Annotated in this window: 24 protein-coding genes and 2 tRNA genes; 13 read left to right on the plus strand and 13 right to left on the minus strand. The window is 62.1% G+C overall.

From position 1 onward, the window contains the following. Positions 1-132 precede the first annotated feature (132 nt). Entirely contained in the window at positions 133-1,893 is a 1,761-nt protein-coding gene (locus tag NKH31_RS16220; RefSeq protein WP_254862832.1) for an NAD(+)/NADH kinase, read from the minus strand. Positions 1,894-2,156: 263 nt separating this feature from the next. On the opposite strand from NKH31_RS16220, the gene NKH31_RS16225 reads away from it, so the two are divergent. Continuing rightward, on the plus strand, positions 2,157-2,585 hold the full coding sequence (locus NKH31_RS16225) for a response regulator (RefSeq protein ID WP_254862833.1): 429 nt from the start codon (positions 2,157-2,159) through the stop codon (positions 2,583-2,585). Positions 2,586-2,696: 111 nt separating this feature from the next. On the opposite strand, the gene NKH31_RS16230 is transcribed toward NKH31_RS16225, so the two are convergent. The 3 genes from NKH31_RS16230 to NKH31_RS16240 all read right to left on the minus strand — a co-directional run bounded on the left by NKH31_RS16230 (position 2,697) and on the right by NKH31_RS16240 (position 4,725). Further along, positions 2,697-4,037 (minus strand): beta-alanine-activating enzyme beta-propeller domain-containing protein, encoded by a 1,341-nt coding sequence (locus tag NKH31_RS16230; RefSeq protein ID WP_254862834.1) that lies wholly within the window; start codon positions 4,035-4,037, stop codon positions 2,697-2,699. A gap of 253 nt (positions 4,038-4,290) precedes the next feature. Then, positions 4,291-4,455 (minus strand): DUF7838 family putative zinc beta-ribbon protein, encoded by a 165-nt coding sequence (locus NKH31_RS16235; RefSeq protein ID WP_254862835.1) that lies wholly within the window; start codon positions 4,453-4,455, stop codon positions 4,291-4,293. A 72-nt stretch (positions 4,456-4,527) separates the two neighbouring features. Next, positions 4,528-4,725 carry a hypothetical protein gene (locus NKH31_RS16240; protein WP_254862836.1) on the minus strand — a complete coding sequence of 66 codons (198 nt, stop codon included), beginning with the start codon at positions 4,723-4,725 and terminating at the stop codon, positions 4,528-4,530. Between the two features lie 229 nt (positions 4,726-4,954). On the opposite strand from NKH31_RS16240, the gene NKH31_RS16245 reads away from it, so the two are divergent. The 3 genes from NKH31_RS16245 to NKH31_RS16255 all read left to right on the plus strand — a co-directional run bounded on the left by NKH31_RS16245 (position 4,955) and on the right by NKH31_RS16255 (position 8,041). Further along, positions 4,955-5,491 (plus strand): cob(I)yrinic acid a,c-diamide adenosyltransferase, encoded by a 537-nt coding sequence (locus tag NKH31_RS16245; RefSeq protein ID WP_254862837.1) that lies wholly within the window; start codon positions 4,955-4,957, stop codon positions 5,489-5,491. A 53-nt stretch (positions 5,492-5,544) separates the two neighbouring features. Beyond that, positions 5,545-5,619 (plus strand) — tRNA-Val (locus tag NKH31_RS16250). Between the two features lie 427 nt (positions 5,620-6,046). Continuing rightward, the gene (locus NKH31_RS16255) at positions 6,047-8,041 is read left to right on the plus strand and encodes a S9 family peptidase (RefSeq protein WP_254862838.1); all 1,995 of its coding nucleotides are present in this window, start codon (positions 6,047-6,049) and stop codon (positions 8,039-8,041) included. A 90-nt stretch (positions 8,042-8,131) separates the two neighbouring features. Here the strand turns inward: NKH31_RS16255 and NKH31_RS16260 are convergent, their stop codons facing one another. After that, positions 8,132-9,037 carry a hypothetical protein gene (locus tag NKH31_RS16260; RefSeq protein ID WP_254862839.1) on the minus strand — a complete coding sequence of 302 codons (906 nt, stop codon included), beginning with the start codon at positions 9,035-9,037 and terminating at the stop codon, positions 8,132-8,134. A 328-nt stretch (positions 9,038-9,365) separates the two neighbouring features. Between NKH31_RS16260 and NKH31_RS16265 the strand changes: the two genes are divergently transcribed. Next, positions 9,366-9,836, plus strand: coding sequence for a carotenoid biosynthesis protein (locus NKH31_RS16265; RefSeq protein WP_254862840.1), 471 nt, complete (start codon positions 9,366-9,368; stop codon positions 9,834-9,836). 249 nt (positions 9,837-10,085) lie between these two features. Then, positions 10,086-10,505: a CBS domain-containing protein gene (locus NKH31_RS16270; protein ID WP_254862841.1), complete on the plus strand. Its 420-nt coding sequence runs from the start codon at positions 10,086-10,088 to the stop codon at positions 10,503-10,505. Positions 10,506-10,944: 439 nt separating this feature from the next. Here NKH31_RS16270 and NKH31_RS16275 read toward each other — a convergent pair whose 3' ends face one another. Then, positions 10,945-11,484: a CBS domain-containing protein gene (locus NKH31_RS16275; RefSeq protein ID WP_254862842.1), complete on the minus strand. Its 540-nt coding sequence runs from the start codon at positions 11,482-11,484 to the stop codon at positions 10,945-10,947. A gap of 228 nt (positions 11,485-11,712) precedes the next feature. Next, positions 11,713-12,069: a DUF555 domain-containing protein gene (locus NKH31_RS16280; RefSeq protein ID WP_254862843.1), complete on the minus strand. Its 357-nt coding sequence runs from the start codon at positions 12,067-12,069 to the stop codon at positions 11,713-11,715. 378 nt (positions 12,070-12,447) lie between these two features. Here NKH31_RS16280 and NKH31_RS16285 point away from each other — a divergent pair, with 378 nt between their 5' ends. Both NKH31_RS16285 and psmB read left to right on the plus strand, forming a co-directional pair. Beyond that, a complete protein-coding gene (locus NKH31_RS16285) occupies positions 12,448-12,594 on the plus strand; it encodes a hypothetical protein (protein ID WP_254864867.1) in 147 nt (48 codons plus the stop codon). A 165-nt stretch (positions 12,595-12,759) separates the two neighbouring features. Beyond that, positions 12,760-13,488 carry an archaeal proteasome endopeptidase complex subunit beta gene (gene psmB / locus NKH31_RS16290; RefSeq protein WP_254862844.1) on the plus strand — a complete coding sequence of 243 codons (729 nt, stop codon included), beginning with the start codon at positions 12,760-12,762 and terminating at the stop codon, positions 13,486-13,488. A 162-nt stretch (positions 13,489-13,650) separates the two neighbouring features. Here the strand turns inward: psmB and NKH31_RS16295 are convergent, their stop codons facing one another. From NKH31_RS16295 to NKH31_RS16305, 3 genes are all read right to left on the minus strand, one after another. Continuing rightward, positions 13,651-14,781 carry a Gfo/Idh/MocA family protein gene (locus tag NKH31_RS16295; RefSeq protein ID WP_256547900.1) on the minus strand — a complete coding sequence of 377 codons (1,131 nt, stop codon included), beginning with the start codon at positions 14,779-14,781 and terminating at the stop codon, positions 13,651-13,653. A gap of 281 nt (positions 14,782-15,062) precedes the next feature. Beyond that, positions 15,063-16,361: a TIGR00341 family protein gene (locus NKH31_RS16300; protein WP_254862845.1), complete on the minus strand. Its 1,299-nt coding sequence runs from the start codon at positions 16,359-16,361 to the stop codon at positions 15,063-15,065. A gap of 128 nt (positions 16,362-16,489) precedes the next feature. Next, entirely contained in the window at positions 16,490-17,341 is an 852-nt protein-coding gene (locus tag NKH31_RS16305; RefSeq protein WP_254862846.1) for an eIF2B alpha/beta/delta subunit family protein, read from the minus strand. Between the two features lie 123 nt (positions 17,342-17,464). Between NKH31_RS16305 and NKH31_RS16310 the strand changes: the two genes are divergently transcribed. From NKH31_RS16310 to NKH31_RS16320, 3 genes are all read left to right on the plus strand, one after another. Then, the gene (locus NKH31_RS16310; protein WP_254862847.1) at positions 17,465-18,538 is read left to right on the plus strand and encodes an Mrp/NBP35 family ATP-binding protein; all 1,074 of its coding nucleotides are present in this window, start codon (positions 17,465-17,467) and stop codon (positions 18,536-18,538) included. A gap of 6 nt (positions 18,539-18,544) precedes the next feature. Next, positions 18,545-18,769 (plus strand): DUF7976 family protein, encoded by a 225-nt coding sequence (locus NKH31_RS16315; RefSeq protein ID WP_254862848.1) that lies wholly within the window; start codon positions 18,545-18,547, stop codon positions 18,767-18,769. A 129-nt stretch (positions 18,770-18,898) separates the two neighbouring features. After that, positions 18,899-19,489 carry a uracil-DNA glycosylase gene (locus NKH31_RS16320; protein ID WP_254864833.1) on the plus strand — a complete coding sequence of 197 codons (591 nt, stop codon included), beginning with the start codon at positions 18,899-18,901 and terminating at the stop codon, positions 19,487-19,489. Positions 19,490-19,515: 26 nt separating this feature from the next. Here NKH31_RS16320 and NKH31_RS16325 read toward each other — a convergent pair whose 3' ends face one another. Beyond that, positions 19,516-19,737 (minus strand): hypothetical protein, encoded by a 222-nt coding sequence (locus NKH31_RS16325; RefSeq protein WP_254862849.1) that lies wholly within the window; start codon positions 19,735-19,737, stop codon positions 19,516-19,518. Positions 19,738-19,889: 152 nt separating this feature from the next. On the opposite strand from NKH31_RS16325, the gene NKH31_RS16330 reads away from it, so the two are divergent. Beyond that, the gene (locus tag NKH31_RS16330; protein WP_254862850.1) at positions 19,890-20,615 is read left to right on the plus strand and encodes a hypothetical protein; all 726 of its coding nucleotides are present in this window, start codon (positions 19,890-19,892) and stop codon (positions 20,613-20,615) included. 47 nt (positions 20,616-20,662) lie between these two features. Then, positions 20,663-20,745 (plus strand) — tRNA-Ser (locus NKH31_RS16335). A 156-nt stretch (positions 20,746-20,901) separates the two neighbouring features. Here the strand turns inward: NKH31_RS16335 and NKH31_RS16340 are convergent. Together NKH31_RS16340 and citE are read right to left on the minus strand one after the other, a co-directional pair. Beyond that, complete coding sequence (locus NKH31_RS16340; protein ID WP_254862851.1) at positions 20,902-21,282, minus strand: hypothetical protein; 381 nt, start codon at positions 21,280-21,282, stop codon at positions 20,902-20,904. 104 nt (positions 21,283-21,386) lie between these two features. Beyond that, positions 21,387-22,439, minus strand: coding sequence for an L-malyl-CoA/beta-methylmalyl-CoA lyase (gene citE / locus NKH31_RS16345; RefSeq protein ID WP_254862852.1), 1,053 nt, complete (start codon positions 22,437-22,439; stop codon positions 21,387-21,389). Positions 22,440-22,441: the final 2 nt, after the last annotated feature.

The raw sequence follows: 22,441 nt of genomic DNA on the forward strand, positions 1-22,441 counted from the left end.
TGAAACTAGCGCGTCGAGACCGTAAGAAGTTCCCCCGGCTATATAGGGGTTTTATATGCTATCTGAGCGATCGGCCCCCCGACGTGTCAGTTCCCATACGGACACGCAGAACCGCTCGGTTACTCGAACCGCTCACTCGTCGGAGTTAGTAAGGGTAAGGTGTTCGATAAGCGATTCGTGTAACGGACCGTTCGAACCGAGAAGGGGTGTCCGACCGTTGCGTTCGAGGGTAAAGGAGTACGGATCACCCGTTGCGTCGGTGAGCTTCGCCCCCGCCTCCGACGCGATGACGATACCGGCCGCAACGTCCCACGGGTAGGTGTCGTACTCCCAGATGGCGTCGGCGCTTCCGCTCGCGAGATAACAGAGGTTGAGCGCCGCACAGCCGAGCCGTCTGACCCCGCGCGTCTTCTGATAGAAGTTCGTGAGAAACGAGCCGTCGGGGTCGTAGCCCGAGAGCAACATGCTCTCGTCCAGGCGGGTTCGATCGGTGGTTCCGAGCGGCGTTCCGTTCGAGAAGGCGCCGTCTCCTTCGATCGCGCTGAACGTCTCTCCCGTCTCGGGGACGTGTACGACGCCCATGACCGGCGTCGAATTTCGGACGAGTGCGATCGAAACGGCGTAGTTGGGGTTGCCATGTGCGAAATTTCCGGTCCCATCGAGCGGATCGATGACCCACGTGTATCGCTCGTTCTGTGACGCCCCATCCGCAGCGTCACCTTCGTCGGTCGACGCCGACGCGCTCGGTTCGTCGGGCCGGCCGGGTCGACGATCGCTCTCTTCGGAGACGATTGCATGAGTGGGAAATTCGTTGGCGATGACGGTCGTGATAATTCGATCCGCCTGATGGTCGGCCTCCGTGACGAGGTCGGACTTGTCGGATTTGTACGTGACGTCCTCGACGCGACCGTGGAGTTCCTGGAGGGGTTCGGCCGCGCTGTGTGCCGCTTCGATGGCGATCGTGCGGGCCCGTTCGACCATCGACACCGGCCGCGCAGGACGGCGGGCACTGACGCCGGTGCCCGGCGGTGGGTCCGCATCGTCCGCTCTGATCGACCAGCCGAGTTTCTTCGTGATCGCCGTAAAGAAGCCGTATCCGTAGGAGGTCCGAACGATGTGAGCCCGAGTCTCAGCCCCCGTCACGCGGACGTCCTCCCCGGCGTCTAAAACCGTATGAACTCGCCCACCATCGACCGTTAGATTCGTCGGACCGCTCGGTCTGACACAGATATCGCATCCGGGTGCACAGACGATCGGCCGAACGCTGAGCGAATGAGTCTGCAGCGGAATCAACTGGAGCGCATAATTGTTCGTCGGATAGTGAAGCGGCCCGTTCGCGGACAGCGAAACGCCCGTCGAACCAGTTGGCGTCGAGACGGCCAGTCCCGTTCCCTCGAATTCCCCGACGTACTCGTCTTCGATGGTTACGTCGAGCGTCGTCACCTTCCGCCCGATAGGACTCTCGGGGGGAACGTGTTCGATCATGACGTCGTTGATCCCCGTCGTCTCGATTCCCGGTGCATCGATGGCGAGCTGTTGTCTACTATCGACGATGGCTCGTCCCTGGATCGCCTCGTCGAGCGCAGCCTCCATGTCGTCCGGGTCGACCCGAGCGAGGAACGAAAGCGTTCCGAGGTCGATTCCCAGGAGGGCTACGTTTCGCGGCGCGAACGTCTTGATACCTTCCAGATACGTTCCGTCACCGCCGAGCGTGACGCCGAGGGTCGCTCTGTTCTCGTCGTAAACGTCTTCGATATCCTCGCCGACGTCCACGGTGGAGAGTCCGAGCCCCCGATCCGTACACCACGCCTCGAGTTGTGCGAGCGCGCCGTCGCTGTCGGGACTGACGATCGCAATCACTTCGTCGGTCGTCGCCAGCCTGCGTCCCTGCATATCTCGTCTGGGAGGTGGGTAGAAGCGGATAAATTACTGTCGCCCGACGCTCTCCGACGCGAGTGTCACCAGCGCTGAGAAAGCAACGACTCGCCGATCGGTCTGTCGTGAGCGTGGACATCGTTCGCCGCAGGTCCGTTATACAGGAAACGCGGGCCACGCGCTGATCGCTCGACGATCGAAACGATCAACTACTGAATGAGGGGAAAACGACGGATTCGGGCGGAGGGACGAACGCCGAGCGACCGCTGTCCGTTCTCGTCGTGGAAGATAACCGAGGCGACGTTCGCCTCATAACCGAAGGGCTAACCGCGAGCAACGTCGAGTCGTCGCTCACCACCGTCACCGACGGCGAAGCCGCGCTGGAACACCTCACTAGAGCGAGCAAGAGCGACGGAACGGCGCTGCCCGGTCTCGTGTTCCTCGATATCAACGTACCGAAGCGGACCGGCTTGGACGTCCTCGGGCGACTCTCGGCGGACGATACGTTAGCCTCGATATCGGCGGTCGTTCTCTCGAGATCGAACGCCACGAATCACATCGACGAGACCGAACGGCTCGGTGCCGACGGCTACTTCGTAAAGCCGGTCGATCCCGAGGGGTTTATCGAACTGATCGATCGAATCGTCGTCTCGGTCGTCGAATCCGGAACCGCACCGCCGGGAGAACACGCTACGAACGAGACGTACTGACCGACCGATCACCGATCGACCCTCGTCGAAACACGCAATCGCGCTACGATCAGAAGCGGGTTGAATCATCGTGTCTCGCCGTTCGCGAAACGATCGTCGACCGGCCAACGATTAGTCGCGTGAGACATTGCGGGAATCGAGCCGTCGTTTCAGCGCATAGCCGGCTCCAGCGATGCCAGTCACCGCCGCCGCTGGTCCGAAGCCGGGCATTCCGTCGTCGGACCCGTCGGTCGAGTCCGAGCGAGTCTCGATCGGTACGTACTCGTCGTGGACTGAATTCGTCGACCATCGATTCGTGTGGCCGAGAACCCCCTGAGTAATCCGCGAATCGCCGCTCGAACCCGGCACGCCGGCGTGTACGGCGTAGACAGTGGAATCCTGGCTCCCGACGTACACGATCCCATCCACAACCGTCGGCGACGACGTGATCGACCGAGTCGTCTCGAACCGCCACACCTCGCTCCCGTCTCGCGTGTCGACTGCGTAGAGGGAGCCGTCGTTGCTCCCGACGAACACGGTCTGTCCGACGACCGTCGGCGAGGATTCGACCGCATCACCGGTCTGGAACCGCCACTCGCGCGAGCCGTTGGCGGTATCGATCGCGTAAAGCGAGCCGTCGTCGCTCCCGACGTACGCGACGTCGTCAGCGACGGTCGGCGTCGACCGGATCGGGCCGTCGGTTTCGTACTCCCAGGTGTCCGTGCCCGACGTCGAGTCGATCGCATATAACCGGCTATCGTGGCTTCCAACGTAGACCGTTCCGTCCACGACGGTCGGCGATCCGGTCACCGAATCGCCCGTTTGAAACTGCCAGCGATCGGTCCCCTCGTGAGCGTCGATGGCGTAGACGGTATTGTCGTCGCAACCGACGTAGACAACCCCATCGACGACGGCCGGCGAGGAGTCGACCGCTCCGTCGGTTTCGAAACGCCACAACCGTTCGCCGCTGGTCCGATCGACCGCGTATATGCCGAGGTCACGACCGACGTACTCGCCGCCGTCCGGCACGACGGCACCCGTGCCGAAGAACACGGCGTTTTTCGCAACCGTCGGCGACGAGAGTTCGTACCGGTCGGGTTCGAAGAACCATTCGTCGTCACCGGTTGATGAATCGATCGCGTAGATGCGGCCGATCCTGAATCCCGCGTAAACGGTTCCATCGATCACCTGTGGCGACGATTTCGCTTGGCCGTGAGCCGGTGTGAAAAACCACTCTCGGTCCCCATCTGTTGCGTCGAACGCGTACAGCATAAAATCGTCACTCCCGACGTAGACGGTTCCGTCGACGACCGTCGGTGACGAGGTGATCGGCCCGGTGACAGAATGGTGCCAACGTTCCGTACCGGGTTCCCCTCGATTGGTCGTCGCCGCCGCCGAACCCATCGCGACTCCCCCGATAGCCGCTCCGGTCAGTTTCAACACGTGACGTCGACCCCGCAGTCGGTCGGTCATCGGCCCACCCACGCGGCGATGATCGGTCGGTACATCGAACTCGTTTTAGCTCGACCGCACCATGCTTGTGTTTCCCACCCACACATACGTGAGAATATGAATTACAATCTATAAATATCTTGTAGTCGTTCTGCCGTCGAATCAGTGTTGAATCGGCGCGGATTGAACCGGTTTCGAGCGGGAGAGACGAATGTCCCCAGAAGAATTTGACACCGGGGTGAAAACCGACAGTTCAGTATCAGCAAGGAACGTGTTACGCCGTACTCGAATCGACACCGTTGATCCGAACGAAGCCGTAGTCACAATCAGGACAGTGCCATTTTACCTTCTCGCCGAGGTGTACCTGCGTGCTCGCCGCGCGATAGAACACCTTTTCGTCGCCACAATCGGGACAATCGTGTTCGAGTTCGAGGCCCATAGCTGAAATGCTGGATGCGGGTGAAATTGAGTGTGTTGGTTTACTGATCTCGCTCGAAGCGGCGTGCGCCGGCTACACCTCGCCTCTGGCATCGAGGAGCGTCCACACCGAAAGTAACAATCCAAGCGCGATGATTCCCAGCGTAACGTATCCAATCGCCTTGGGAAGCCACACTTCCCTGTTCGCGATGAGAACTCCCGACCAGGCGACGAGGGCCCCTCCGAGAAGACTGACGACGACTACCATCGCCAGGAGTTTCGATCTAACCATCGCGAGCGGTACGGAGTCTCCGTCAAAAGGGACCGTGCTTGGAGTCGCAAGGTCGATGGTTGTGTATGATGTTCGAGGGTCAGACGAATCGACACGCGGTTCGTTCACACAAACCGGCGTCAGTTGGTCCGAATCGATCCAATTGCTACGGCAAACCACCCTGACACAGACTATCGACGCGAATATCGTAGTGGACGAACTTATAGTGGATCGACGTGCATTTTCGACTATGTCGATTTACACCGGCCGTGGCGACGACGGCGAGACGGATCTCCGCGATATGTCCCGCGTGTCGAAGGCGAGCGAGCGGATCGAATCGTACGGCACCGTCGACGAACTCAACGCGCTCATCGGGACCATCCGACCGACCGACCACGACGACGTCGACGAGAAGCTGGCGACGGTACAGAACCACCTCCACGTGATCCAGGCGGACTTCGCGAATCCGACCCCCGAGGCGGACGACCCGCAAATCGAGGCCGACCACGTGCGAACGCTCGAAGGGTGGATCGACGGCTACGACGACGAACTCGAACCCCTGACGTCGTTTATCCTGCCGACGGGGGCCGAACACGGCGCGGCGATCCACCACGCGCGAGCCGTCTGCCGACGCGCAGAACGCAGAGCGGTCGCGTTAGGGTCCGTCGAGGACTCCGTCAACGAACAGGCGATCCAGTACCTGAATCGCCTCTCCGACGTGCTGTTTACCCTCGCCCGCGTCCTCAACCAGCGCGAGGGCGCCGTCGAGGAAGCACCGTCGTATTAGGTTCGCATTCGAACGGAACGTATAAGAGCGACCGTTGGGTAATTTCTCCCACCGGGTTGGTGATCTAGTCCGGTTATGATACCTCCTTCACACGGAGGAAGTCGGCAGTTCAAATCTGCCCCAACCCATTTTCCCGACGCATCAACGACGAGCGAAGCGAGGAGTCCGCGTCGGGGGATTGATTGAACAAAGATTTGAACCCTGGAAGTCGCAGCTCGCACAGCGAGCGAAGCGAGCGAGCAAGAACGTCTTCCTTCGGTTCAAATCTGCCCCAACCCATTTTCGACCCACCGTCGCTGAGGATGTACCCAACACAGCGCTCGTACGGTGAAATTTCACAGCGATGAGCTCGGCCGATTCGACCGGTAGAACGGCCGTCTACGTCTCGATCTGACTCCACACGATACCGAGTCGGTGCTCCGGTGACCGATCACCCAAGCCGACTAGCGGGTCGAATACCGACTCCGTCGGGAGAAAAGATGCGTGCGCCGGATATTCAAATCGCGCACGAGCATACACCTATGGGATCGGCCGAGAATAGCATCGAACGAAGCCATGTCTGATTCGACCCCACAGACGAAGCCGTACGGCGAGTGGGCCTCGCCGATCACGTCGTCACTCGTCGCGACCGCCGGACTCACGTTCGGCCACGTCGACGTGGACGGCGACGGGATATACTGGCTCGAACAGCGACCGGCCGACGATGGCCGCGGGGTGATCGTCCGTCACGACGGCCGAACGTCGTCGGACGTGACACCGCCGGAGATTGACGTCCGGACACTCGTCCACGAGTACGGAGGTGGAGATTTCAGCGTCGATTCCGGCGTCGTCTACTTCAGTCGATTCGACGACCAACAGGTGTATCGCCAGGACGGTGACGACACGATCGCGATCACGCCGGAGCCCGAGCGAAAGCGCGCGACTCGCTACGCCGATTTCGAAGTTGCTCCGGGTGGCGACCGCCTCTACTGCGTCCGTGAGTCACACGACGTGACGGCGACCGACGGCGCTGAAAACGGGGATCGAGGCGGTGAGACCGACGCCGATGACTCGGAACCGGCGAACGAACTCGTCTGTCTGCCGACGGGCGGAGAGAGCCCGCCGAGGGTCGTCGCGAACGGTCACGATTTCTACGCCTCCCCGCGGCTCTCGCCGGACGGGTCGACGCTCGCCTGGCTCACCTGGGACCACCCGAGAATGCCCTGGGATGGGACCAAATTGCACGTCGCGTCCGTCGAACCCGACGGAACGCTACCGGACGAACGCGTCGTCCTCGGTGGTCCGGACGAATCCGTCTTCCAGCCGGCCTGGTCGCCCGATGGCGAACTATTCGCTGTCAGCGATCGAACTGGGTGGTGGAACCTCTACCGGATCCCGATAGATCGGTCGAACCCAGCCAGGTCGGACGCCGTCGATCCGCTCGTCGAGCGCGAAGCGTCCTACGGTGGTCCGCAGTGGCAACTCGGCCTGTCGACGTACGCGTTTCTGGACGACGGTCGGATCTGTGCCATCGTCACCGACGCGGGTCGCCAGCACGTCGAGATCATCGACGGGAACGATCGAACGGTCGCCTCGTTACCGTTCGAAACGTACGCGAATCACGTTCGATCCACCGGTGACGGAATCGTGTTCGTCGCCGGCGGTGCAACCAGACCGACGAGCGTCGTGACGTGGACGCCCGGAGCCGAACCCGAGATCGTTCGCGAGAGTATGGAATTCGACGTGGACAACGCCTACCTCGCAACGCCGGACCACGAGCGGTTCGAAATGCGCGACGGTGAATCCGCCTACGCCTACGTCTATCCGCCGACGAATCCGGACGTCGTCGAGCCGACGGACGATCGCCCGCCTCTAATCGCGTTCGTACACGGTGGACCGACCGGCGCGACCACGCCCACGTTAGACCTCTCCGTACAGTACTTCACCTCTCGCGGCTTCGCCGTCGCGGACGTTAATTACCGCGGTTCGACGGGATACGGTCGAGCGTTTCGCGAGGCGCTGTACGGCGAGTGGGGTCGACACGACGTTACGGACACGATCGACGTCGCTCGTCACCTGGCGAATTCAGGTCGAGCCGATCCGGACCGGCTGGCCGTCCGCGGTGGAAGTGCAGGTGGCTACCTCGTGTTGTCCGCGCTCGCGTTTCACGATGCGTTCGACGCCGGCGTGAGTTACTACGGCGTCGCCGATCTCGAGCGACTCGCCCAACTAACCCACAAATTCGAATCCAGGTATCTCGACCAACTCGTCGGTCCGTATCCCGACGCCGCCGACACCTACAGAGATCGGTCTCCGGTCGAACACGCCGGTAAGGTCGATGCCCCGGTGTTACTCCTGCAGGGCGAGGACGATCCGGTCGTCCCACTGTCACAGGCTGAGGCGATGGTCGAGGCGCTCGAATCGAACGACGTGGCGCACTCCCTTCTCGTCTTCGAGGACGAACGACACGGCTTTCGTCGGGCCGAATCTCGCGAGCGAGCCGTCGAAGCCGAACTCGCGTTCTACGCCGACGCGTTCGGACTGGCAGTGGCGGACGAACGTAACGAATAGTGAACGCTTCGAACGGACCGAACACGGCGACACAGACACCCGGATACACCACCGCCGATCTGATCCGTTCTCAATCGGAGTGGCGAATTGTCAGGCGTCGATCGATGCCCGGACGGAGATTCGATCCGACCCGACGTCGATCCGGTGGGGACGATCGATTCCACCGAGTAAATGTTCGCGAACCTCCGACTCAGATGGGGTGTCATCGTCCCGATAGATCGCCGCGAAGCGTGCGAGCCGATCGACCATCGTCCCCTCCTCCACGGCGAACGCCAGGTTCGAAATAACGCTCTCTATCGAATCGGTGACCGGATCGTCCGACCCTCGTTCGTCCTCGAGCGATCCGTTTCCACCCACGCCTAGAATATCGTCGCCACCGTACTGCCAACGGCCGTACTGCATCTGTGCGTCGCCGGTCGAGTCGAACAGCCACCGGCCGTCATCGGTATCGACGATCCGATCCCGACCGACTCCGGAACGGTCGACGATCGCGTCGACGAGGTCGATCGGATCGTGATCGCTATCGTCGTCGAGGCCGACGACCACGGCGTCTTCCGAAACGGCGAATCCGAGTCCGTGAGTGATTGCATCAGTTCCGCCGAAGATGGTGACGGTTTCGTTCTCGTCGACGCGAGCGAATCCATCCGTCACGTCGCCGCCGAAGGCGTCGACGTCGTAGGTTCCGTGGAAGATGAGCACGCCGTCGGTCCAGGTCATCGTCTGGGTTTCGATTCCGTCGAGGTACGGACCCTCCTGGGGATAGAGCAACTCGGCGAAGGGATACCGGAGGACTCCGTAGTAGGTGTAGGAAGTCACGTACGCACCGTACCGGGGTATCGATACGATCGGTGCGGCGTCCGCGTCGTCCTCGCTAGACTGGTCAGACCGGGACCGTTCGCTCGTCGACTCGTCTCCGTTCAATTCTCCGATCAGTTTCCAGTCGACGTGAGTGAAGAACACCCCGTCTCCGGACGGTTCGTATCGTTCTGTCGGCACCCACTGGTTCGAAGGAGGGATTTCAGCTGTTAGGTCACGATTCTGGGACGCGTGCTGAGTTTGTCGGTCCGCTCCACCCCGACCGATGCTTCCACGCACGGTCAGGCCAGCGCCCACCACGGGAAGACTCGCCCGAACGAATTGCCTACGAAACATAGGCCTCCCGACTACGACCACCCGTATCAAAGGAGTCCACCGATTCCGTACAGGTGACCGCGAGTAGATGGAGGTACCCGGTCCCATCAGCGGTATCGCATCTACCTGAATGTCGCGCTCGTCGTGACGTAAACGAAACAGTAATGCGTGGCATATTCGAACCGTTCGAACGATGACAGACGGACGAGTGTTCGCGATACTTACGACCACGTTGGGGCTTGTGGCGCTGATTCACGCCCTCGCGACCTGGCCGATCGAAGCGACAGTGGCGCTGTTTCTCGGCGGAGCCATCGTCGCGTTCGTCGGCGAATACGTCGTGATTCGGATCGGGTGGCTCGAACATCACGTGGGTCCGTTCCTTCTCGGCGTCCCCCTCTACGTTCTGTTCGGGTGGACTGCCACGGTGTACGTGGCCTTTCGCGTCTCGCTCGTCGTGACGCCTGGCGTCGCTGCGATACTACTAGCCGGGATACTCGCGACGACCTACGACGTTCTCACCGATCACCGGGGCGTCGAAGACGGTCACTGGACGTACACCGACGGGGTTCCGGGACCTCGATTTCGCGAGGTGCCGTGGTGGAACTTCGCGGGGTGGTTCGTGATCAGTACCGGAACGGCCGCGCTCGCCTATCCGTTTTTGTGACCGACGTTACACGGCTGGCCGATCGGATTCAACCGGACCAATCCATCTTCGAATCGGTCGAGCACGTGATGTCTTCTCGTACCTCCGCGTGATCGGCTTGGCGATGAATCGAGTCACTACCCCGATTCGGGGCCACTCGAGCAGCTGTCCCTGGTTCTCTCTGTTTGACGCGCGTGGGAACCGTCTCGAATCTCGACGAGTGCGGGAGGGATTTATGCTCGCGTTCGTGGCCAATCAGAGTGGACTACCATGCCAATCGAAAATCTTGCACGGTCGGACGTCATCACGGCACCTACTGACGAATCGGTCGAAGAGCTCGCCAGTACGATGGACGAACAGAGCGTCGGCAGTATCGTGATAACCGACGGCGACGAACCCGTTGGGATCGTCACCGATCGGGATCTCGCGATGCGCGTACTCGGCGACGGGACGGATCCGGAATCGGCCACCGCTGAAGACGTAATGACCGACGAGCTGACGACGATCGAACGCGGGTCGGGATTCTATCAGGCCGCAGAAATGATGAGCGAGAACGCCGTCCGGCGATTGCCGGTGACCGACGACGGACACCTCGCCGGAATCATCACCGCCGACGATTTTACGGAATTACTCGCGGACGAACAGGCGCAACTGTCGACGATCATCCAAGCCCAACGACCGGAGTACTGAACGCTTCGGCGTGCTCGTCAGCGAAGGATTCTGGCTACGTTTTCCACGGTCGATATCGATTGACGGAGCATCTCTTCTAGATCCAGTAGGACGAATACCGCGTGGACAGACGTCGAAACGGACGTATACAATGTGACGGTTCCGAATTCACTTTCGACGCGACAGAAGCCGCTTTCGACGGGAATCGTGGCCGCACAGTGTGGGGCGAGCTATTCCCAACGTTCGCTGTATCACCGGTGACAGCCCGTGCTGCCAGTGAGACGCAAGACAGGGTATGATCGGCAAATCGGCGGTCGCATCCGCTTGTGTTCGCTCGATCGGTGAGACGAACGGTCGATCGAATCCGTTCGGATTCGCGGCGGTGCCGAGAAGCGTCGGAGATCAGCGGGTGCACACACGAGGCTGGAATGCTACCGTCGCGGACAACCGACCGTCTCGTTCACGATAGCCGAGCAGCGAGATCCGCTTCGGTCAAGATACCGACCGTTTCGCCGGCCTCGGTGATCATTACGGCTTTGTAGTGATCGAGTAAGTTACTGATCTCGTCTACGGTCGCGTCCTTCGAAACCGTCGGAAAGCTCTCTGCCATGTGTTCTGAAACGGGCTGATCCCGTGCATCGGCGTCGAGGTGAACCAGGTCGCTCTGGCTTATCGATCCGACCGGAATGCCGTCTTTGATGACGGCTAGCTGAGAGTACGCTTCAGACTCCATGAGTGCCGCCGCCTCGCTCACGGAATCGTCGGGCGAGACGCTGACGACCGATTCGTTCATCAGATCATCCGCGCGGATGATGTCGCCGGCCGCCTCGTCGAGGGCGTTGACTATCCGTCGGAGCGTCGAGAGACGGGGATCGACGTCACCGCCTTCGATCCGTGCGATCAACGGCTGAGAAACGTCCGCGCGTTCGGCCAGCGTACTCTGGGTCAGTTCGAGTTCCGTCCGACGCTGACGGAGATCTTCTGGCGTCGGTAGTTCCATACCGGTGGATAACCACGGGTTATAGATAGTTGTTTTGGGTGCGCGTAGCGGTGACTGGTTCGAACCGGGCCGACGCGGTCGTCACGAGAAGCGGTAATCAAACGGGCGTATGTCGACGAACAACCGCCACAGAACGGCAGAACGGACGATACCCGTGCCCGAACGGTAATCGAGCGGTTGCTGTGAATGACGGCGATCGATCCGGGCGACGCTCCGTTAGCTATCGTTTCAGTCTTCGTCTTCCTGTTCTTCGAACACGTCGACGACATCGAGCGGGACATCTCGTAGCGCGCCCCCGATCTCGCTCTTTGCGATTCGCTCGGCGTGTTCTTCACTATCGGCGTTGAAAATGTCGATTTCGAGCGCAAGACCGACGAGCGCCGTGTCAGCGGCGATAAATGCCGACTCGAACGGTTCTCCGCATGCCGGACAGCCGGTCGCCCCGACGTCGACTTCGACGTACTCCTTTCCTTTCTCGTTCAGTCGTCTCCCGGCCGTACTCACAGCCACGCCGATGGCGTCGTCGATGCTGTCGACGTCTCGAACGAGCCAGGCGGCTTCCATCACGACGAGATAGTTGCTCATACCCTGACCGTCGGGACGACGAGTGACGTTCTTTGCGGTTTCTCCCGAGCAGCACGTCGTTCGATACCGTGGGGTGGAAGAACAGATCGCGCAGCTGAGTCGAACGGCCAGCCAGATTCCGACGCGGCTACGTTCGCGGACGAGAGGGATACGATGGCCATATGTTACAGGAATTGTCCAGGTACTCCCTCCCCCGGATACCCGTACATCGGGCTGAGTACGGCTTCACTTGTAACAGTTACAACTACGGTTGAATCGGCAGACGGCGACGGGGCGAATCCGTCATGAAGATTCAGGATAGTTCGGTTCGAGCAACAATGCTTATGTACCACCTGCATCTCTGACCCGACCACACCGATGAAACAACGCGTCTACCAAATGACGCTGTTCGCACTGTATCAGTGTAGCATCCTGCTCGGCATCCTCATGCTCCCGGTTGCCCTCGCGACCCGTCAAGTGGGTGTCACCGTTCCGCTACACCGACTGCTGGTCCGCGTCGAATCCGCGTACGAGAACGCACAGTAACCGGGCACGTCTATAGCTTCGACTCATACGAGACTTCCGAACACGTCATACGAGACTCCCACCACGAACAGACGCCTGCACAAGTCCAAACACCGTCACATTTCACCCACCCGTTCGCACGTGACCGCCGGTGTTTTATACCGTCCCGAACGTTAGTCACGGACAATGCGTACGCCTACTGTCGACGACTTCTCGAACACGGTGAACCGTCTCGACGGACACACCGATCCGTACAGTCCGGAACTCGGCTCGCTCCCGAACAACGACGTCAGGGCGGAGGACTTAGACACCGTCAACAAGACGGGTACGACCACCATCGGTATCGCGACCGAAGACGGCGTCGTCATCGCGACCGACATGCGCGCCAGTCTCGGCGGTCGGTTCGTCTCGAACAAAAACGTCCAGAAAGTCGAACAGATCCACCCGACGGGCGCGCTCACGATGGTCGGCAGCGTCGGTGGTGCCCAGTCGTTCATCTCGAGTCTGCGCGCCGAGGTGAACCTCTACGAATCCCGACGCGGAGCGGACATGAGTATCGACGCCCTGGCGACGCTCGCCGGAAACTTCGCCCGTGGCGGTCCGTTCTTCGCGATCCATCCCATCCTCGGCGGCGTCGACGACGATGGAAGCCACGTCTACAGCATCGACCCGGCCGGCGGCGTCATGAAAGACGAGTACACGGTCACCGGTTCGGGGATGCAACTGGCCTACGGTCACTTAGAACAGACCTACGAGGAGGGCCTCTCGAACGACGAAGCGACGACGATCGCCGCCCAGGGGATCAAATCGGCCGCCGAGCGAGATACGGGATCGGGCAACGGCGTCTTCCTCTGTGAGATAACCGAAGACGGCGTCGATATCCACGGTCATCACGACTTCGACGACGTAATCTAGAGAGACTCACCTCGCGGTCGACGGAGCCGTCGTTCCATCACCGACAGTCTCGAACGACGTCAACCGTTCTCCGATCGAGAATATTTCACTACTCCTCCGTCGCGAGCCGTTCGACACCATTGCTGTTCTCGCCGGACGAGATCAATGACTGATCGGACCGGTTTAGAGCCGGGCGTGGGGCGTCTGACGCGTCGACGTCTGGTGCTGGTACGATTCGAGTTCGATCGCGCGGTTCTGTGCGGCTGACTCGTAGATGGCGTCGATTACCCGCTGGACGCAGAGCGCCTCCGCTATCGTGTTCGTCTCGGGCGCGGCCCCGTTAGCGACGCACGATAGAAATTGCTCGTCCTGAACGCGATAGCCGGCCACCGACGAGTCTCCCGAGAGGATGACGTCTTCGTAGTGGTCGATGCCCGCGACGCCAGTGTCCAGTATCCGACAGTCAGAGTCGCCGATCTCGAAGTGTGCGCCGGCCCCTTCGCCGCGGACGTAGAGATCCATCGACGGTTCACGATTCGACGCCCAGGCGGCCTCTAACGAGATCGTCCGACCGCCCTCACACCGTACGAACGCGGTGACGGAATCTTCGACCTCTGAGAGCCCACCATCGGAGACGGAGCCGAACCCGTCGGGGTCGGCGTACGTCTCGCGGTTGCCGAATCCGGTTCGGGTCGTCCCCGAGACCTCGATCACCTCCGGAAACCCCATCGCGTAGAGCGCGAGATCTAGCGCGTGGACGCCGATGTCGATCAGCGCACCACCGCCAGCGAGCGAGGGATCCGTAAACCAGGAACCGGTACCAGGGATGCCACGTCGCCTGACATAGTTCGCCTCGACGTGGCGGACGTCGCCGAAGCGATCGGCCGCTCGTTGTGCATCGAACAGCTGTGCCGAACCGGCGTGGCGATTGTGAAATCCGACCATGCAGGTCGTGTCAGATCGGTGGGCCGCGTCGGCGATTCGCCGCGCGCTGTCCAGCGAGTGAGCGAGGGGCTTTTCGACGAGTACGTGACACCCTTCCTCAAGGGCGGCGATGGTTATCGGTTCGTGGAAGCGATTGGGCGTCGTCACGATAACCGCTTGTACCGCGTCATCGGCGATGAGCTGGTCGTGATGTTCGTAGCAGGCCGCGTCGAACGTCGCACTAAACGCGTTTCTCGCGTCGGCCGAAATGTCCGCCCCCGCAACGACGTTACCCCCGAGCTCTTGCACCGTCGAGGCGTGTAACTGACCCATACCGCCGAGGCCGACGACGCCGACGCCGATCCCGGCGAACTGACTCGACGAACTCACTGGAGATCACCCGCGAATGGACGGGGTTGGCCGACGGAGCGGGAAGTAATCCGAACTTTACCCGTCGAAACTGGGCGGGAGCGGTCGATCATTGGAGACCACAGGGAGAGTAGCAAAATAAATTTTGTGACCCAATAATCGACCATTCATCACGACATTCTCCCCGATTAACTTATTTTCTAGCTTTTTATAGCAATATGTACTTCCGGGTAGCGGCCACTTACGGCCGTCGGACCGTCTCATCCCCATGCTGATGGCCGAATACGGTCGAAGAGAGCCGGTCACGGGTCACCCTCGCCGCTTCGCTGCGTATCGACCAGTTCGACGGCGACCACCAGATCCGTCCCCGTCGCCGCCTCTAACCGTTCTCTAACGGTGTCAGCGAAATCGTCCGGAGCCCCTTCACCAGGCGGGCGCTCGACGAGGACGGTTACTTCACCCGGTCGGTCGGTGTAAACGTCGTGGAGATCGTACTCGACGCCGACGTCGTGAAAGACGTACGCCTCGAACGCCGGATCGGCGTTCATCGCTTCGAGTTCCTCGTCGATATCGTGGGTCACCGACGCCGTCTGGTACGTCCCAACGGTGACGCCCGCGAGAACGATAGTGAGTAGCGCAATCGCGACGACGATAACCGCAGATCTGGAGGCGAGTCGTCGAATCGCTCGATCGACGTGGTCGATCTCGTGCGGACGATACCCCAGCGCCCAGAGCAAGACCAACGCGGTGAGATTGATCGCGAGTAAGTTCACCAGCACGAGCGTCCCCGACGTGAGCACGACCGTGGTGTGTCCCCATGCGATTCCGAGCCCCGCCGTCGCCGCCGGCGGGACGAGCGCGACGGCGATCGCCACGCCGACGAGCACCGTTCCGACGTTTCTGGTCAGACTGACGACGGCTGCAGCCCCGGAACCGAGTGCGAGAAACAGCGAGAGAAGCGTCGGAGAGATTCGCTCGTCGACTTCGGGAATCGTCGTGATGTCGAGTCCAGGGGGAAGCAAGACCGTACCCCGCAACACCCAGCCGATGATCGCCGCCGTCGCGACGGTCACCGCCAATCCTCCGGCCTGTAGGAACACCCCGCGAGAGGCGAGCGTTTCGTCGTGCACGACGACGCCCACGCTCGCAGCCAGCGCCGGGCCCATCAGCGGTGCGACCACCATCGCCCCGATGATCGTCGCCGCCGAGTTCGTCAGCAGGCCGGCGGTCGCGATCACGCTACTCAGGACGAGCAGCGCGAGAAACGTCGACGTGGCCGGCGCGAGGTCGATCGCCCGCGACCGCAGTTCGTCCCGCGACAACCTGGTTCCGCCCGCCGGCACTTGCTCGCGTTCTGGCCCCCCGGAGACGGCCGCTTCGACCCCGACGACGACGATGCGCACGTCCTCGTGGAGCCCACCGTCTCTGAGCCGAGAGAGGAGCGAATCGACCGAATCGACCGGGACGGGGATCGAGGCAATCGCCTCGAACGCGCCCTCGCTAGTCTCCTCGGTGAGTCCGTACTCGACCCCTTCCGCGTCGAGCGAGGCCAGGATGGACGGTCGCTCACCGCGTGGGATGTACAGTTGAACGAGTCGCATACGGCCCAAACCACGCCAGTGGGGATAGAAGGTGGTCGATCAACGCCTGATTGTACGCTCGTACGCCCGAAGGGCCGTATTCGTTCAGTGGACAGTCGACAACGGCGCCGTATTCGGTCGGCTGGCAGTCAGAACCGCTTTTCGCCTTCGTCCGTGATCACGTTCTCGATCAACGCGACCGGCGTCGCGTCGTAGGCCGGATTCGAGATGGCGAATTCGCTCGCGGGTTCGAGCATCACCTCGCTACTCGCGCGGAACTCGTTTTCGAACACGAATCCCTGGGTGATGAGTTTCGACGCCGCGCCGAGAACGGTGACCGGGACGTCGAGCTGGGTCGCCGCGGCGGCGAGCGGAAACGTCCCGACCCGGTTGTAGAGGACGTCGTCGACGATGCAGTCCATCCCGACGACGAGCCGATCGCACTCGGTCAGGTGGTACCCGCCTGCGGCGTCCGTGATCAGGGTGACGTCGACGCCATCGATCGCGGAGAAGGCGCGGGCCGCCTTCCGACCGATGTAGCGCGGCCGGGCTTCCGTCACGTAGAGATCGAAGCTCGCTCCCTCGGCGGTCGCGATCTCGAGCGCTTCGAGGATCGTCGTTGAGTAATCGTGGGTCATGAGCGTCGCGTCGCCCGCGAGGTAGTCGGCGGCGTTCTCCGCCGCGCGACGCTTTCCGGACTCGACGCGGGTGGCGACGTCCTGGATGATGGCGCTGGCGATGGACTTCGCCTCCTCGACGTCGGCCGCGTCCGATTCGGTGACGTCGTCGACGACCTTTCGGAGCGCGTTCTGTAACGACGCGTGTGAGGGGTTCGCCCGGCGCAGGACCGTCGCGTTCTGGTCGACGGCGGTGTGGAACTCCTCGACCGTCGTGTACTCGCGCATTAACAGTTCCTCTAGCGCGCGGGTCGCTCGTATCGCGACCGCCGAGGAGCTGTGCGTTTGCATTTCGCGGATCTCTTCGGCCGTCTCGTCTATCATACGGTAGGCGTCGTCCGTTCTGGCAAAAGCAGTTTCGGGTACTCTCATCGGACCCAGTCGGAACCGGCGTCGGACGCTGCGTCGAACACAACGCTTTTCGACCGCGCAACCCGCACCTACCGTATGGACGAGGATGCGGTACGCGAACGGCTCGCCGGGATCGACGACCCGACCCTCGGCGACGATATCGTCTCGCTCGGTCTCGTAAACGACGTCACCGTCGACGAGGATACCGTACGCGTAGATCTTGCACTCGGCGCACCTTACTCGCCGGCCGAAACGCAACTCGCCGGGGCGGTCCGCCAGGCGCTCGCGACCGACGGCTACGAGGTCGACCTCTCCGCGAGCGTTCCCGGACGTGACGACCAGGTCGCCGACGATACGGTACTTCCGAACGTCAAGAACGTCATCGCCGTCGCCTCCGGGAAGGGTGGCGTCGGCAAGTCGACGGTGGCGGTGAACCTCGCGGCGGGACTCTCCCAGCTTGGTGCGCGGGTCGGGCTCTTCGACGCGGACATCTACGGGCCGAACGTCCCACGGATGGTCGACGCCGACGAACCGCCGATGGCGACCGAAGAGGAGACGCTCGTCCCCCCCGAGAAGTACGGCGTCAAGCTGATGAGCATGGCGTTTCTCACGGGCACGGACGATCCGGTCATCTGGCGGGGACCGATGGTTCACAAAGTGATTACGCAACTAACCGAGGACGTCGAGTGGGGCCACCTCGACTACCTCGTCGTCGACCTTCCGCCCGGCACCGGTGATACACAGTTGACGATGCTCCAGACGATGCCCGTCACGGGTGCCGTGATCGTCACCACACCCCAGGACGTCGCGCTCGACGACGCTCGCAAGGGCCTCGAGATGTTCGGAAAACACGAAACGGTCGTTCTCGGCATTCTAGAGAACATGGCGACGTTCGCCTGTCCCGACTGCGGCGGCGAACACGACATCTTCGGCTCCGGCGGCGGCGAAGCGTTCGCCGAGACCCACGAAATGCCGTTTATCGGATCGATTCCGCTCGATCCGACCGTCCGTGTGGGCGGAGATTCCGGACGGCCGATCGTCCTCGAAGACGGCGAGACCGCCGAGGCGTTCCGCCGGGCGACCGACACCGTCGCCGACAACGTCGGTATCGTCCATCGGCGTGCGATCGCCGATTCGACGACGTCCACCCAACCGACACCGGAGCGCTGAATAAACGTGACCGAAGCGTTCGACCCCGACCCGGAACGCGTTCGAGTATTACGGGAAATCGCAGACGAGATCCGCGACGACTCGAGCGAGCGCAAACAGCTCGCGAACATCCTCTATCGGACGAGCGATCTCTTCGATCCCGACGAAGAAACGACGCCGGAGGACGTCGTCCGCAACGTCAAATTTATCCTGGAAGTCAAAGAGCGAGGCGGACTCGATCGAAGTCCCTGATTCAGGACTCGAACGAAACCTCATCGCACGTCGCGTACGTGCAATCTGACCGACGGCCCGAGGCGCTTTTTTGTGCTGCCGACAGACACACGGACGATGGAACCCCAGACGCGATCGAACCCGTTCGGGATGGACGAGGCCTGTCGCAACTGTCCCGAGCTGTGTGACACCCGGACGCACGTGGTCCACGGCTACGGCGATGTCGCGGCGGATTTCCTCGTCATCGGTTCCGAGCCGAGCGAGGTCGCAGACCGAACGGGCGTCCCGTTCGCCGGCGACGAGTTCTCTGCACTCGCCAGGATGCTCGCCCGACTCGGCCTCTGCGATCTAACGAGCGATCCAGCGACGCCCCGGCTGGTCGACGTCTACCTGACGCATCTCACGCGGTGTCGACACCCCGACCGACCGCCGAGCGACGACGAGATCGACGCGTGCGAGCCCTACCTCGACGCCGAGATCAGGATGATCAACCCGGAACTGCTGATTCCCGTCGGACAGCGCGCGCTGTCACTGATCGGCGCCGCGTACACGACGCGTTCACCGGACTCGTTACGCATCGACGACGTACACGCCACTCCGATTCGCGGGCGCGGATTCGAACTCGTCCCGATGTGCGATCCGGCAACCGCGAGCGAGGACGAACGGGACGAGTGGGTCCACGCGTTCGCCGAGATAATGGCCTCCGATTACCGGCAAACGAAGGGTCGTCGCGAACGGTGAACGGGTGTCTCGCGAGTTCGATCGAGTTACCAGTACGGCGTCTCGAGGGTCCTGCCCGACCGCGAGCCGATCGCGACGAGAACGCCGATCACGACCGCCGCGAAGGCGAGTGACGCGACGGTCGGCGTCGAGAAATTGCCCGCCGGTTCCCCGAAGACGTTCTCGGTGAGGAGTGCGAACAGGCCGATGGCAACGAAACCGAAGACGGTGAGGACGCCCAACGCGCCTCCGAGTCGTCGAAGATTCATACGGGCAGTTACCGGTGGATCCCTCTTAATTCGACCGGAGGCTGACCAGCGGCGGTCGCCTGGGCTGTGACCGGTCAGGTCGACGGTCGGTCGATCGCTACCCGAGGGGCACGAACCGTCCCGCTAAAGTCCGTCTGGGTCGCAGTGCCCGTATGATCGTCGTCGTTCCGATCGACCTCGGGAGTGAGCCGCTTACGACGCTTGTCGATGAGAGCGCGCTGGAGCCGGCCGAAGCGAACGAACTGTACGCGGCCGCCGTTACCGACGTGATCTGCAGCGCCGAGTCGAGCGGTGGATCCGTTCTCGTCAACTATCGCGGGCGCGCGAGCGACGTCGACGGGAGAGACGGAGCGGCAGCCGCGCGGTCGTTCGTCTCTGACGGACTCGACGACCCCGACGCCGTTCGATTCGAACCGCAAGTCGGGTCGAACCGGTCTGCACGGATCGGCAACACCGTCACCCACATTCTGACGCGCGAAGACGCGTCGAGCGTCGGTATCCTCAGCCCGACGGCGCCGCTCGTTCGTCGACCGGAGATCGACGGTGTCGCCATGTCGGCCCGGCGCAACGAGGTCATCCTCGGATCGAACGGCGTCGGCGGACTCTACCTGTCTGCGTTCAGCGAACCGATCGACTTCACCGACGCGTACCGGCCGCCGGCGGTTGCGTCGGTCGCCAGGCGCGCGAGCGAAGCGGGCCTGGGCGTCGGATTTGCGCCTGCGGTGGCGACGATCGACACCGAGGTCGGACTCGCCGCGACGATCGCGACGATCCAGGCGCGACGAAGCGCTTCCAAGCCCATTCCGACGGAAACGGCCCGCGTCGTTTCTGACCTCGAAGTGACCACTCACGACGGGCGTTCCCTCTCGCGTTCGTGAGCGCGGACCGACAATGCTTTTTGGGGCGACCGGGTATCACGACGTGCGGTGGGGTGGCAGAGCGGCCTAACGCGCCTGCCTTGAAAGCAGGTGGCATCACGCCTCATGGGTTCAAATCCCATCCCCACCGTCTTCTACGATCGTTGTAACGCACACGGTCGCGAGCAACCGTAACGGCGAGACCGATCGAACAGACACGCCATCGACTAGGGCGCCGCGAAAAACCGATCGCATACGGTAGCGATCCGACTCAGGAGGGTACCAAACCGAGTTGGCTACCCCTGCCCTAACGATGTTCTGACGCGGCGGGCGTTCTCGTAGAGAGCACGGACGTCCCCGAGACGAGGTCGTCGAAGTGTTCGTCACAGAGGGCGATCGGCCGGTCGTCCAGGTCGTAGTCGACGCGCGATTCGATCGTTCCGTCGGAGACGGTCGTTTCCGGGAGCCACCGCGGAACCGAAACGAGTGCATCGCGGTCACAACCGGGACAGCCACAACCACCGTCGGCCGATCCACGTTCGAACACGCCCGCGTCTGGGAGCGAATCGAGTTCACAATTGCGACAGAGCGCGCCGATCTCCTCGCCCGACACGAGGTCGATAACGGCCCGGTTGTAGCCTGGCTCCCGATCACAACGTACACATCGTCGCCCGAGTTCGGCCGGCATACGTAGTACTCAACTCGAACCCTGGATACTCAACTCCGGATAGTAAAACTATCGACCGGCCGGCGAGATGACGACACTCGAGTGGACGAGTCGGAGCGACGTTGCTACCCGTCGGACCCATCGACATCGATCGTTCGAGCGCGGTCGATCAGCGGGTCGTCGTATCGCGTGGTCGATTGCTCGGGGTGTCGCGCGTCGATCGACTGGACGGTTCTGATCGTGTTTCGGTAGTTTTTGAGGGTGGCCTCGTCGATCATCCGGCCGTCGATGGCGACGGCCCCGGTTCCCTCGGCGATGGCCGCGTTCGCTCGTTCGATTCGCGAGAGTGCCATCTCGAGTTCTGACGGAGTCGGCATGTGAACGTGATTCGCCTGTATCGTCTGTTTCGGGTGCAACGACCAGGAGCCATCGAGTCCGAGATGGGCCTCGCGTTCGATCTGGGACGCGTAGCCGTCGGCGTTGTACGCGCCCACGCCGGCTCTGGTCACGTACAGTTCGTCGAACGGGCCCCCGATTCCGATCAATCCGTTCGCGCTGGTTTCGTTCGAGAGCGATTCGAGCAATCCCGACCACGACGGTCGGCCGTCGCCGAGATCGCGCCCGCCCAGTTCGGCGGTGTAGTCGACGGGTCCGAACACGATGGCCGAAAGCCGGGTATCGGACCCGCGCCCGGCGATTTCTCTCAGCGACGTGCGCGCTCGTGCGGTTTCGAGGATGATCGCGAGATCGACCGACCCCTCGGGAACCCCGTAGCGAGATTCGAGTTCGGACAGGATCGCGTCGACGCGTTCGAAGTCCTCCAGACCGCCGAGTTTCGGAACGACGACGCCGTCGATTTCGTCGGCCAGTTCGCGAACGAGGGTATCGATCTGATCGCGCCCGCGATCCCGGAGTGCCGATCGTGCGTAACTCCACTCGACGCGGGGCCAGATCTCGCCGCTGAACGAGGTATCAGCGACCAGTTCTACCGCGTTTTCCACCGCCTCCGCTTTCATCCCTGGGGCCGTTCCGTCCTCGAAGTCGGGGACGAGCCAGTCGGGTGCTTCGAATCCCTCGGACGTGAGTCCGGAGCGGAGGTACTTCGCCGTGTCAGCCTTCGCGACGGCGGCCGGTGCGGTCTGGAAACTGCGACAGAGTCGTGTGCGTGGTTCAATCATGA

The organism is Halovivax gelatinilyticus (assembly GCF_024300625.1).
In the GTDB taxonomy this organism is placed as follows: domain Archaea; phylum Halobacteriota; class Halobacteria; order Halobacteriales; family Natrialbaceae; genus Halovivax; species Halovivax gelatinilyticus.